The following is a 12,150-nucleotide window of genomic DNA, read 5'->3' as shown; positions in this document are numbered from 1 at the left end:
CCGCTGTAAAAGCGGAACCATTAGCGGCCGTTACCGCAGAAACGGATATGCCCCCTGAAAAAATATCGCAGCCAATTCACGCTCTATCGGTGTCTCTCCCCGAATACCAGAGCGCCAGTGTACAATTGCGTTCTTAAACCCCAGTCGATTATGCGAAGGATTTTCCGGATGTTGCCGCGCTTTCCTGCCGTCACCCGCTGCCTGACTCTTGCCGCCCTTTGTGTGGCAGGCCCCGTAGCAGCATTGGAGCTACCCCTGCCACCGCCCGGTGAAGACATCATCGGCCAGGTGCAAGTGATCAAGGCCAAGTACGAAGACACCTTCGCCGACCTTGGCACCACCTACGATCTGGGCTACTCGGAAATGGTCGCGGCCAACCCTGGCGTCGATCCATGGTTGCCGGGTGCCGGCACCGAGATCGTGCTGCCGACGCGCTTCATCCTGCCGCCAGGCCCACGTGAAGGCATCGTCATCAACCTGGCTGAATACCGCCTCTACTACTTCCCGAAAGGCCGGAACGTGGTCTACACCTTCCCGCTGGGTATCGGTCGTGAAGGCTGGGGTTCGCCGATTGCCCACACCAGCATCGTTGCGAAGACGCCGAACCCGACCTGGACCCCTCCAGCGTCGATCAAGGCCGAGCACGCCGCTGACGGCGATCCGCTGCCGAACGTCGTGCCGGCCGGCCCGGACAACCCGCTGGGCCCGTTCAAGTTCACCCTGGGCACACCGGGCTACCTGATCCACGGTTCGAACAAGAAGTTCGGCATCGGCATGCGCACCAGCCACGGCTGCTTCCGCATGTTCAACAACAACGTGCTGCAAATGGCAGGCATGGTGCCGGTCGGCACGTCAGTGCGCATTCTCAACGACCCGTACAAGTTCGGTGTAAGTGGCGGCAAGGTGTATCTGGAAGCGCACACGCCGCTGGACGACAAGGGCAACCCGTCGGTCGTCGACAAGCACACGGCTGTGATCAACGCGATGCTCAAGCGCGAAGACATCACCAACAACCTGCGCATGAACTGGGATGTGGTGCGTGATGTGGTTGCGGCTGAAGATGGCCTGCCGGTGGAAATCGCCGTGCCGAATACTTCTGCGCCGATGGTGACGAGTGCACCGATCGATCCGTTGCAGTAAGGCTTGAACAGAACCCGCCGGCGCTGAGAGCGTCGGCGGGTTTTTTATTGCCTGGACAAACGCCGGGCAATAAAAAAGCCGACCCAAAAAATGGGTCGGCTTGATAACAACCCCGAAGGATTATTACTTGCGGCTAGCTTTTTCCAGCATGCGCAGAGCACGCTCGTTAGCTTCGTCAGCAGTCTGTTGTGCTTTTTGAGCAGCAGCCAGAGCTTCATCAGCTTTACGGTAAGCTTCGTCTGCACGAGCCTGGGAGCGAGCAGCTGCGTCTTCAGTAGCGGTCAGACGTGCTTCGGTTTCTTTCGATACGCTGCTGCAACCGGTAGCCAGAACTGCGGCCAGAGCCAGAGCAGAGAATTTCAGAACGTTGTTCATCGTGTTCCCCTTCAAGGACTTTCAATTAAAGTAGCTGTCTCCTCAGAGTGAGGAAATAGCCGGCGTACATACTACCCATTACTTGTCGTAAGTAAACTGACGTAAAGCAAGAAGCAAAAAAAATTGTAGGCGTTGATTCTTTTTCGAGCAACTTTTACTTGCGATTGATTAAAAAATATCCAGCTGCAAGGCCCGAGCTGAGCGAGTTGGCACGAAAAAGTTCCCGGAGGCAGGACTGTTTTTCCCATCTTGGCTAAAGTCTGTCTAGATGGATTCGTCTACACTTTTGTTCGGAATTTGCGCGGCACCTCTCAAACTCTTTCGCCTAGTTGAGGTGACTTAATAGAGGGACGCTCGTCTTAAGTCTCAACATCCGGCAATGTTCAGGCTATCGACCCGCAGAGCGCTTCGGTCGAGCCGTCCCTGCGTAACCCGGAGCAGCACCCGCCCAACCCCGCGTGATGACGAGCGCACCTTGAGCATTTCTGCCAATGGTGCCTACTATTTGATACGTGCTCGGTTGCGCGAGATCGGTGCAGCTCTTCTCGGTGTCCATTCAGGCACGGGGGTGGCGTAGATGTTCCTTCGCCGGAAAAACATCGGTAAGGTAGGGGTCAGAATTCAAGACCCGCAGAGGAGTTGTGATGAGCGAGGCGTTGTCCATCAACCATGACCAGGCAGGTCATCAGTTCGAGACCAATGTGGACGGTCATCGTGCCTACCTGACCTATATGGATCTGGGGAAACAGACTCTGGATATCTATCGCACCTTCGTGCCCAATGCATTGCGTGGTCGCGGCATTGCGGCAGCCTTGACCGAGAAGGCGCTGGAGTACGCCGAGGAAATGGGCTACACCGTGATTCCATCGTGTTCCTACGTGGAGCGCTACATGGAGCGCCACCAGCGGCATGCGGCCAAGCTGAGCCAGTAAAACGAACGCATAAAAAAACGCCGGGTTAAGCCCGGCGTTTTTGTGTGCGCTGAACAGTGATCAGGTGCGATCACGTTTAGGCAGCACATCCTTGAGCTTGGCGTGCATGCTGCGCAAGGTGTTTTCGGTGGCGGACCAGTCGATGCAGGCATCGGTGATCGACACGCCGTATTGCAGGTCGGCGAGGTCTTTCGGGATCGCCTGGCAGCCCCAGTTCAGATGACTTTCGACCATCAGGCCGATGATCGACCGGTTGCCTTCGAGGATCTGGTTGGCGACGTTCTCCATCACCAGCGGTTGCAGGGCCGGGTCCTTGTTGGAGTTGGCGTGGCTGCAATCGACCATGATGTTCGGCTTGATCTTCGCTTTGTTCAGCGCTTGTTCGCACAGTGCGACGCTGACCGAATCGTAGTTCGGCTTGCCGTTGCCGCCGCGCAGCACCACGTGACCGTAGGCATTGCCCTTGGTGGTAACGATCGACACGCCACCTTCCTGGTTGATCCCCAGGAAACGATGCGGGCTGGAAACCGATTGCAGGGCGTTGATCGCTACGGTCAGGCCGCCGTCGGTGCCGTTTTTGAAGCCGACCGCCGAGGACAGGCCGGAGGCCATCTCACGGTGAGTCTGGGATTCGGTGGTGCGCGCGCCGATGGCCGACCAGCTGATCAGGTCCTGCAAATATTGCGGAGAGATCGGGTCAAGGGCTTCGGTTGCGGTCGGCAGGCCCATTTCGGCCAGGTCCAGCAGCAACTGACGACCAATGTGCAGACCGTCCTGAATCTTGAAGGAGTCGTCCAGGTACGGGTCGTTGATCAAGCCTTTCCAGCCGACGGTGGTGCGTGGCTTCTCGAAATACACGCGCATGACCAGATACAGCGTATCGGACACTTCCGCTGCCAGCACTTTCAGGCGCTCGGCGTATTCGTGGGCAGCCTTGATGTCGTGGATCGAGCACGGCCCGATGACGACAAACAGGCGGTGGTCGGTGCCATCAAGAATGTTGCGAATGACTTCGCGACCCTTGGTGACGGTGCGCAGGGCAGCGTCGCTCAGAGGGATATCACGCTTGAGCTGGTCAGGAGTGATCAGCGTCTCGTTGGAGGCGACGTTTAGGTCGTTGATCGGTAAATCAGCCATCGTTTACTCGTCAGGTCACGGGTGCCGGCCGCCAGCGAACCCGCGCGGCGGAGCACAGCAAATTAAGCGCGTCGGGGAGCGGAACCTTAGCGCGTTACACCGTGGCTCGACAATGGGCAGACAGCGGTTTAAGGGCCATTCGCAACGAATTGATGACGTCCCTTAATCCAGCACCGCCTGCGCAAATGCCTTGCGAACCGTGTCGTGGGAGAACTCGTCGGCGTGCTGCTGGACCCATTCGAGGGCCAGCGCCTGGGTTTCCTGCAGGTCGTCGTGGGCGTCATGCAAGCGACAGTAACGCTCGATCTGACACACCTGTTCGCCCATTCGGGCACTGAACATCATCTGCTCGTCAACAAAGGCAATGCCTACCAGGTAGCCGCGCTTGCGTCGCAAGCACCAGGCCACGTAGCCCAGAAAACGCATATCGGGGTTCAAGGTCGGCATGCGGATTTCCAGCGCGGTACCGTGACGCCAGGCGCGGTGGTAATTGCAAGCCATGCCCCCGAGGCTGATAGTGTGCAGCTGTTGCCGTGAAATACACTCAGGTTTTAGCAACGTTAATTCGACGGGTACATCGTCAGGATGAGGAATAAAACGTCCCATGAGCACGGACTCCATGTGTCGGCCATCTGACATTGTTTCCCCCAGTATAGTGGTCGAATTGGCACTGACCGATTTCGACGCCGACCAACGGTTGCTGGCGATGAGCGGCGTTTCGCTGGTTGTTTTTACCAGCGTCGGCTGCGCCAGTTGCCGTTTTGCCCGAGAGCAATTGCCCAGGCTCGATCTGGATGTCGATCGCTTGTGCTGGATCGATGCCGGGGACAACGGCGGGGTGGTCGAGCGTTATCAGGTCTTTCATTTGCCGGCGCTGTTTGTGGTGCGCGACGGTGAGTTCTTCGGGGCACTAAGATCACGCCTGACCGCTACCGAGCTGAATGAGGCCGTAGGTCAGGCGTTGACGAGAACAGCAGAGGAGTTGCCATGACGGCTGCAGTTGCCAAACCGACCATCGGTATTATCGGAACCGGTGCGATCGGCGGGTTTTACGGGGTCATGCTGGCGCGTGCCGGTTTCGATGTGCACTTTCTGCTGCGCAGCGAGTTTTCGGCGGTGGCCGAGCACGGACTTCACGTCGACAGTGCACCGCACGGCGCGCTGACGTTGAATCCGGTTCAGGCCTATTCGTCGGCCGAGGACATGCCGCCCTGCGACTGGTTGCTGGTGGGCGCGAAGACCACCAGCAATGCCGGTCTGGCGCCGGCGATCATTCAAGCCGCAGCGCCGAATGCCAAGGTACTGCTGCTGCAAAACGGCCTGGACGTCGAAGACAGTCTGCGGGCATTGCTCCCTGATACGCTGCACCTGCTCGGCGGGCTTTGTCTGATCTGCGTGCATCGCACCGGCCCGGGCGCGATCACCCATCAGGCCCTCGGCGCGGTGAACGTCGGCTACCACAGTGGCCCCGCTGGCGATGAGCAGGCGCGCATGGCGATTGTCGAGGAGGGCGCCGGGTTGTTCCGCAGCGCCGGCATCGATTCCCAGGCCATGGCGAACCTGCAACAGGCGCGCTGGCAAAAACTGGTCTGGAATATTCCTTACAACGGCCTCTCGGTTCTGCTCGGTGCGGGCACCACAGCGTTGATGGCCGACGCCGACAGCCGCGAACTGATCAAGGCCTTGATGGCCGAAGTGGTCTTGGGCGCGAAGGCTTGCGGTCACGACATGCCGGCCGGTTATGCCGATTATCTGTTCATGATGACCGAGAAAATGCCGGACTACTGGCCGAGCATGCACCACGACTTTTTGCACAAGCGACCGCTGGAACTGGCGGCCATTTACGCCCGGCCACTGGCGGCGGCCAAGGCTGTCGGGTGCGAATTGCCGCGAATCGACGCGTTGTATCGCAGTTTGAGTTTTATCGATCGACGCAACACCTGAGTCGATCAACCCGAGGGGGAAGGGCATGGCAAAGACGATTGACGACAAACTGGTACTGGCGATTTCTTCGCGTGCGCTGTTCGACCTGAGCGAAAGCCACAAGGTTTATCTGTCGAGCGGCGTCGAGGCCTATCGGCAATATCAGATCGAACACGAAGACGAAATCCTCGAGCCCGGCGACGCATTCCCTCTCGTTGAAAAACTCCTGAACCTGAACGCCAGCCTCGGCCGCGCCAGGGTCGAGGTGATCCTGGTGTCGCGCAACAGTGCCGACACCGGGCTGCGGGTGTTCAACTCGATTCACCATTACGGGCTGGCGATTTCGCGCGCGGCATTTGTCGGCGGGCGCAGTCCCTATCCGTACCTCAAGGCGTTTGGCTGCGACCTGTTCCTCTCGACCCATGCCGAAGACGTGCGCAGTGCGCTGGATGCCGGGTTCGCGGCGGCGACCATTCTGTCGGGCGGCGCCAGCCGTGCGGCCAGCGATGAATTGCGGATTGCCTTCGACGGTGACGCCGTGCTGTTTTCCGACGAGTCGGAGCGGGTTTATCAGGCGGGCGGCCTTGAAGCGTTCCAGGCCAGCGAACGCGAAAGCGCCCGCGAGCCCTTGCGCGGTGGGCCGTTCAAGGGCTTTCTCGCGGCGCTCAATCTGTTGCAGCGCGAGTTCCCGGAGGACGACTGTCCGATCCGTACCGCGCTGGTCACCGCGCGTTCCGCACCGGCCCATGAACGGGTGATTCGGACCCTGCGCGAGTGGGATATTCGTCTGGACGAATCGCTGTTTCTGGGTGGCCTGACCAAGTCCGCTTTCCTTGAAGCCTTTGCCGCTGACGTGTTTTTCGACGATCAGGCCGGTCATTGCGAGTTGGCTCGCGAGGTGGTCGCTACCGGCCATGTGCCGCATGGCATAAGCAATGAGCAAAAGGTTTAAGCCCGCCGTTCAACGCGTTACGCGGGACGTCGCACTCGCCAAGGCACTGCTAAGCTGAATCAATCTCCGCCATGTTGGCACTCGAGGAGGTCATATGATTCGTTCGATGCTCTATGCCACTGACCTCGGCCTGTACGCCCCTTTGGTGATGCAGCATGCCCTGGAGCTGGCTCGAACATTCAATGCCGACCTGTATGTAGTGCACGCGGTTGAACCCATGGGGCTGTTTGCCGAATCGGTGCTTCAGAGTTACCTCGATGAGCAGGCGCTGAACGAGTTTCACAGTCAGGGCCTGAACACCGTGATCGCCAATATCGAGCAGCGCGTGCTCGACAGTTTTCGTGAAGAACTGGGGGATGAAGGGGAGCAGGATCTGGAGCGGATACAAGCGGTGCGGGTGCTTCAGGGCGATCCGTCGCAGGTGATTCTCGAACAGGCGCAGAAACTCTCCGTGGATTTGTTGATCGTAGGTAGTCATAGCCATGGTGCTGGCGCGGAAACGCCTTTGGGGCGGACCGCAGCGCGGGTGTTGCAGTTGGCTCGGGTCCCGGTCTATCTGGTGCCGCTGGTGGAACGCCGTCGCCAAGGGGACCGCTAGTCCACGAATAGTGGCAGTTTGATAAAAAAGTTCTAGATTTATTCTTCAAACCATTAATATAGTTATATACCGTCGCTGATGCCCGTGGCGTCTACCTGCTTTGAGGGATTCATATGAAGCTTCAACAATTGCGCTACATCTGGGAAGTGGCGCACCACGACCTCAACGTTTCCGCTACAGCCCAAAGCCTTTACACCTCGCAACCGGGCATCAGCAAGCAGATCCGTCTGCTGGAAGACGAATTGGGCGTCGAGGTTTTTGCTCGCAGCGGCAAGCACCTGACCCGCGTCACCCCGGCCGGCGAGCGCATCATCACCACCGCCGGCGAGATCCTGCGCAAGGTTGAAAGCATCAAGCAGATCGCCCAGGAATTCTCCAACGAGAAGAAAGGCACCCTGTCGATCGCCACCACGCACACCCAGGCGCGTTATGCGTTGCCGCCGGTGATCAGCAATTTCATCAAACAATACCCGGATGTTGCGCTGCACATGCACCAGGGTTCGCCGATGCAGATCGCCGAAATGGCCGCTGACGGCACCGTCGATTTCGCCATCGCGACTGAAGCGCTGGAGCTGTTCGGTGACCTGGTGATGATGCCGTGCTACCGCTGGAACCGCTGCGTGGTCGTGCCTCAGGGCCACCCGTTGACCAAGCTGTCGAAGCTGACTCTCGAAGCGCTGGCCGAATACCCGATCGTGACTTACGTGTTCGGTTTCACCGGCCGTTCGAAACTCGACGAAGCCTTCAGCCATCGCGGCCTGACGCCGAAAGTGGTGTTCACCGCCGCCGACGCCGACGTGATCAAGACTTACGTTCGCCTGGGGTTGGGCGTGGGCATCGTGGCGAAAATGGCGGTCGATACCAAGCTCGATAATGACCTGGTGGTGCTCGATGCCAGCGAATTGTTCGAATCCAGCATCACCAAAATCGGTTTCCGTCGCGGCACCTTCCTGCGTGGTTTCATGTGCGACTTCATCGAGAAGTTCGCCCCGCACCTGACCCGCGAAGTCATGGCCAAAGCCATTCAGTGCCACAACAAGCAGGAACTGGAAGAGCTATTCGACGGCGTCGAACTGCCGGTTCATTGATCTCCCGCTAAACCACCTCGGTAACAGAAAACTGTTGCCGAGCACCCGCCACCAGAATCTCCACCTCGTCCCCCTCGAACTTGCCCAGCAGGCTTTTGCCCAGCGGCGAGCGAGGGGTGATGACGGTAATCCATTGCCCCACCAAGTCGACCTTCAAGCCCGCCGCGTCGGGCGCCAGGAACAGCCATTGCTCACGTCCCTTTTCGTCTTCGAGACCGAGCAGGGCGCCGACTTCGATGCCGCGCTGGTCGTCATAAGGCCGCAGCGTCAGGTTCTGGCACAGCGTCAGTGACTGCCTGATTTCCTCCACGCGCTTTGCCTGCCCGGCCGCCAGATATGACGCCTCCAGGCCCAGGGTGTCGTACTTGTTTTCGGCGATGTTTTCTTCGTGGGTCGCCGTTTCGTAAGCGGTTTGCGCGGCACGCTCGGCAATGTCGAGATCAATCCGCAGCTTGTCGATAATCAGTTGGTGGACGGTTTGCTTATTCATGATCAATCGCAGAATTGCAGGACATTGGCGCGGCTTTTTTCGCTTGGTGCGGTGCGGTCCTGTTGCAGCCAGAACTGGCAATTGGGGTTCGACAGATTACGGTTGCTGCTGCGCGCCTGATCCAGCCGTTGTGCCTGCTCGTTCTTGCGCAGGTTCTCTTCGTATTGCTGGAACATCGGGCTCTGCGGCGGAATGTCCGGCACCGGTTGTACCACTACCGGCGGCTTGGCCAATTGCTCCACCGCTTGCGCGACGGGCGCCAGTTGCTCGCTGAACAACAGGCGCGAGGCGAGCCAGCAGGTCAGTGCGATCGCGAGGAAACCCAGCCACAATCCGAGGGCAATACTGCCCGTCAGTTGCAGGGCATTAAGCTGGATCGGCAAGCGGCGGCGCGGATTGGGACGGTAGGGCATGACTGCCTCCTGGCGGGTGGTCGCGGGCGAGTGGCGATTGTCGCATGAAGATTAATAGCCGTCGGCTCTTCTGCACGGGGTAATTTATGCGGACAATCGGCGCCTTTGCCAACGGGAGCCTGGAATGCCTGAAATGCCTCAAATGAAAAACCGAAGGCGCTGGGATATTTTTTGCACCGTGGTCGATAACTTTGGCGACATCGGTGTGACCTGGCGCCTGGCCCGCCAATTGGTGGCCGAACATGCGATGGACGTGCGTTTGTGGGTCGATGATTTGCGGGCCTTCGAGCGTTTGTGCCCAGCCATTGATCTCAACCTTTCACAGCAGTGGCAGGAGGGGGTCGAGGTGCGTCAGTGGACGGCCGACTGGCAGCCGACTGACGCGGCTGATGTGGTGATCGCCGCATTCGCCTGCCAGTTGCCGAGTGCTTACATGGAGGCCATGGCGGCGCGGGAGAAGGCGCCGCTGTGGTTGAACCTCGACTACCTGAGCGCTGAGGATTGGGTCGTCGGCTGCCACGGCTTGCCGTCGGTGAAGTACAAAAACGTGCAGAAGTTCTTTTTCTTTCCGGGGTTCCAAAAGGGCACCGGTGGCTTGCTGCGTGAAAGCGGATTGCTGGAACGGCGTCGGCAATTTCAGCAAGACCCCGAGGCTCAGCGCGCATTCCTGCAAGGTTTAGGGATTGATCGGGCGCAAGGCGCGCAGTTGATTTCGCTGTTCGCCTACGAAAATGCCGGCCTGGCCAGTTGGCTGGATGTCCTGGCCGCAGATTCCGTGCCCACGCATCTGCTGGTGCCCGAAGGGCGGATTCTCGGTGATGTCGAGCGTTGGCTCGGTGTCGAGGGTTTGGCGGCTGGCGCGGTGCATGTGCGCGAGTCATTGACCGTGCAAGTGCTGCCGTTCGTCCGACAGGATCAATACGATCACCTGCTTTGGTGCTGCGATTTCAACGCCGTGCGCGGCGAAGATTCGTTTGTCCGCGCGCAATGGGCAGGGCGGCCGCTGCTCTGGCACATCTATCGGCAGGACGAAGACATTCACCTGGACAAGCTCGAAGCCTTCCTCACGCTCTACACAAAAGGCCTGTCTGCGCCTGCCCGCGAGGCGATCAGCGGTCTTTGGCGAGAGTGGAATGCCGGGCATGATATGTCCGACCATTGGGCTACGACCCGTAAACACTGGCCAGAACTGCAAAAACACGCCGAAGCGTGGTGTCTGGAACAGGCTTTGCAGGCTGATCTTGCCGCAGCGCTGGTACAGTTTTACCTAAATTGGATATGATACGCGGCCTAGATTTTTGTAAATCCCATCCAAATTCGGATATTCGCAATGAAAACTGGTAAAGAACTGAAACCCGGTACCGTGATCCGTCTCGAAAACGATCCATGGTTGGTTCAGAAAGCTGAATTCACCAAATCCGGTCGTAACAGCGCGATCATGAAGACCAAGCTGAAAAACCTGCTGACCGGTTACAAGACCGAGATCGTTTACAGCGCTGACGACAAACTGGACGACGTAATCCTCGACCGCAAAGAAGCGACCCTGTCCTTCATCAGCGGCGACACCTACACGTTCATGGACACCACCGACTACACCATGTACGAGCTGAACGCTGAAGACATCGAAGCCGTTCTGCCTTTCGTTGAAGAAGGCATGACCGATGTTTGCGAAGCGATCTTCTTCGAAGAGCGTCTGGTTTCCGTAGAACTGCCGACCACTATCGTGCGTCAGGTTGACTACACCGAAGGTTCCGCTCGCGGCGACACTTCCGGCAAGGTAATGAAGCCTGCCAAACTGAAGAACGGTACCGAGCTGTCGGTTGCTGACTTCATCGAAATCGGCGACATGATCGAGATCGATACCCGCGAAGGCGGTTCCTACAAAGGCCGTGCTAAATAAGCACTGCTTCAGGAATGAAAAAGCCCGACCATTGAGTCGGGCTTTTTTGTGCCTGCCAGAAACACGCTGACTGGAACATGACGCGGACCTTGTAGGAGCCGGCTTGCCGGCGATGGCGTCCTCAAGATCGCTATCGCCGGCAAGCCGGCTCCTACAGGGTGAGTGGTGTTACTTCTTCAGGTGTTGCTTCAGTTCTTCGGACGCTTGCAGCATTGCGGAGCGAACCGCTGGCACCTGGCTCACTACGTTCAGCAAACCGTAATCGTGAATCATGCCGTTGTAACGCACCGCCGTGACCGGCACACCCGCCTCATCCAGTTTGCGCGCATAGGCTTCACCCTCATCGCGCAGCACATCAGCCCCGGCCGTCTGCACCAGTGCAGGTGGCAAGCCCTTGAGTTGTGCGGTGGTCGCCCGCAGCGGTGAAGCGTAGATCTCGTTACGTTGCTTGGCGTCGGTGGTGTAGTTGTCCCAGAACCACTTCATCATGTTTTTGGTGAGGAAGTGCCCTTCGGCAAACTGGTTGTAAGACGCCGTTTCAAAGCTGGCGTCGGTCACCGGCCACAACAGCACCTGGAACTTGATCGCCGGGGTGCCTTTGTCTTTGGCCATCAGCGCAACCACGGCCGCCATGTTGCCGCCGACACTGTTACCGGCCACGGCCAGTCGCTTGCCATCGACGTTGATCTCTTTGTCGTGCTCGGCCACCCATTTAGTGGCCGCGTAAGCCTGGTTGATCGCCACCGGGTAATGCGCTTCCGGCGAAGGGGTGTAGTTGACGAACACCGCCGCTGCCCCCGAACCCGTGACCAGATCCCGAACCAGCCGCTCGTGGGTCGGGAAGTCCCCCAGCACCCAGCCGCCGCCGTGGAAGAACATGAACACCGGCAGCTCGCCTTTGACCCCGGCCGGCCGGACGATGGTCAGGCTGAGCGGTTGGCCGTCGACTTGAATGGTCTTCTGGCTGACGTCCGCTTTTGGCAGCGTCAGTTTCACCCCGGCTTGCGCGCCGACCAAAATGGCCCGGGCATCTTTCGGTGAAAGCTGTTCCATCGGTTTGCCGGTGCCGGCATTCAGGACATCGAGGAACGCCTGGGTGTTGTGTTCAACCCCGTCGCCCGCGAATGCACTGTGGATGGACAGGGCGAGAAGGGTGCCGGTCAAGACTTTGCTGAAAGTGTTCATGTTGATTTCCTGTTCGG

At 58.8% G+C, this 12,150-nt stretch carries 15 protein-coding genes; 9 read left to right on the top strand and 6 right to left on the bottom strand.

Annotated elements, in window-relative coordinates; all coding sequences use genetic code 11:
• The first annotated feature begins 168 nt into the window (after positions 1-168).
• Positions 169-1,140 (top strand): L,D-transpeptidase family protein, encoded by a 972-nt coding sequence (locus J4E42_RS24550; RefSeq protein WP_008031383.1) that lies wholly within the window; start codon positions 169-171, stop codon positions 1,138-1,140.
• 123 nt (positions 1,141-1,263) lie between these two features.
• Here the strand turns inward: J4E42_RS24550 and oprI are convergent, their stop codons facing one another.
• The gene (gene oprI, locus J4E42_RS24545; RefSeq protein WP_003172710.1) at positions 1,264-1,515 is read right to left on the bottom strand and encodes an outer membrane lipoprotei OprI; all 252 of its coding nucleotides are present in this window, start codon (positions 1,513-1,515) and stop codon (positions 1,264-1,266) included.
• Between the two features lie 644 nt (positions 1,516-2,159).
• Here oprI and J4E42_RS24540 point away from each other — a divergent pair.
• Positions 2,160-2,447 (top strand): GNAT family N-acetyltransferase, encoded by a 288-nt coding sequence (locus J4E42_RS24540; RefSeq protein ID WP_008031384.1) that lies wholly within the window; start codon positions 2,160-2,162, stop codon positions 2,445-2,447.
• A gap of 60 nt (positions 2,448-2,507) precedes the next feature.
• On the opposite strand, the gene J4E42_RS24535 is transcribed toward J4E42_RS24540, so the two are convergent.
• On the bottom strand, positions 2,508-3,584 hold the full coding sequence (locus tag J4E42_RS24535; RefSeq protein ID WP_008031386.1) for a 3-deoxy-7-phosphoheptulonate synthase: 1,077 nt from the start codon (positions 3,582-3,584) through the stop codon (positions 2,508-2,510).
• Between the two features lie 162 nt (positions 3,585-3,746).
• Entirely contained in the window at positions 3,747-4,190 is a 444-nt protein-coding gene (locus J4E42_RS24530; protein WP_207286361.1) for a PilZ domain-containing protein, read from the bottom strand.
• Here J4E42_RS24530 and J4E42_RS24525 point away from each other — a divergent pair.
• The 5 genes from J4E42_RS24525 (at position 4,189) to cysB (ending at position 8,145) form a co-directional block, all read left to right on the top strand.
• Positions 4,189-4,575 (top strand): co-chaperone YbbN, encoded by a 387-nt coding sequence (locus J4E42_RS24525; protein WP_207286360.1) that lies wholly within the window; start codon positions 4,189-4,191, stop codon positions 4,573-4,575. The two genes, J4E42_RS24530 and J4E42_RS24525, sit on opposite strands and share 2 nt — an antisense overlap.
• Positions 4,572-5,528 carry a putative 2-dehydropantoate 2-reductase gene (locus J4E42_RS24520; RefSeq protein ID WP_207286359.1) on the top strand — a complete coding sequence of 319 codons (957 nt, stop codon included), beginning with the start codon at positions 4,572-4,574 and terminating at the stop codon, positions 5,526-5,528. Before J4E42_RS24525 ends, J4E42_RS24520 begins: the two co-directional genes overlap by 4 nt.
• Positions 5,529-5,553: 25 nt before the next feature.
• The gene (locus J4E42_RS24515) at positions 5,554-6,459 is read left to right on the top strand and encodes a 5'-nucleotidase (protein WP_008031392.1); all 906 of its coding nucleotides are present in this window, start codon (positions 5,554-5,556) and stop codon (positions 6,457-6,459) included.
• Between the two features lie 94 nt (positions 6,460-6,553).
• A complete protein-coding gene (locus J4E42_RS24510) occupies positions 6,554-7,057 on the top strand; it encodes a universal stress protein (protein ID WP_008031396.1) in 504 nt (167 codons plus the stop codon).
• A 113-nt stretch (positions 7,058-7,170) separates the two neighbouring features.
• Positions 7,171-8,145 carry an HTH-type transcriptional regulator CysB gene (gene cysB / locus J4E42_RS24505; protein WP_008031398.1) on the top strand — a complete coding sequence of 325 codons (975 nt, stop codon included), beginning with the start codon at positions 7,171-7,173 and terminating at the stop codon, positions 8,143-8,145.
• A gap of 7 nt (positions 8,146-8,152) precedes the next feature.
• Here the strand turns inward: cysB and J4E42_RS24500 are convergent, their stop codons facing one another.
• Both J4E42_RS24500 and J4E42_RS24495 read right to left on the bottom strand, forming a co-directional pair.
• A complete protein-coding gene (locus tag J4E42_RS24500) occupies positions 8,153-8,635 on the bottom strand; it encodes a GreA/GreB family elongation factor (protein WP_008031400.1) in 483 nt (160 codons plus the stop codon).
• A gap of 2 nt (positions 8,636-8,637) precedes the next feature.
• Positions 8,638-9,048: a hypothetical protein gene (locus J4E42_RS24495; protein ID WP_008040529.1), complete on the bottom strand. Its 411-nt coding sequence runs from the start codon at positions 9,046-9,048 to the stop codon at positions 8,638-8,640.
• Positions 9,049-9,172: 124 nt separating this feature from the next.
• On the opposite strand from J4E42_RS24495, the gene earP reads away from it, so the two are divergent.
• Complete coding sequence (earP, locus tag J4E42_RS24490) at positions 9,173-10,330, top strand: elongation factor P maturation arginine rhamnosyltransferase EarP (RefSeq protein ID WP_404943261.1); 1,158 nt, start codon at positions 9,173-9,175, stop codon at positions 10,328-10,330.
• 48 nt (positions 10,331-10,378) lie between these two features.
• Positions 10,379-10,948: an elongation factor P gene (locus J4E42_RS24485; RefSeq protein ID WP_007943632.1), complete on the top strand. Its 570-nt coding sequence runs from the start codon at positions 10,379-10,381 to the stop codon at positions 10,946-10,948.
• A 168-nt stretch (positions 10,949-11,116) separates the two neighbouring features.
• Here the strand turns inward: J4E42_RS24485 and J4E42_RS24480 are convergent, their stop codons facing one another.
• The gene (locus J4E42_RS24480; RefSeq protein ID WP_207286358.1) at positions 11,117-12,133 is read right to left on the bottom strand and encodes an alpha/beta hydrolase; all 1,017 of its coding nucleotides are present in this window, start codon (positions 12,131-12,133) and stop codon (positions 11,117-11,119) included.
• Positions 12,134-12,150: the final 17 nt, after the last annotated feature.

This window comes from Pseudomonas sp. FW300-N2A2 (assembly GCF_017351735.1).
GTDB lineage: Bacteria > Pseudomonadota > Gammaproteobacteria > Pseudomonadales > Pseudomonadaceae > Aquipseudomonas > Aquipseudomonas migulae.
The sequence above is the reverse complement of the archived record's forward strand: the minus strand, read 5'-3'. Positions and strand labels throughout refer to the sequence as shown.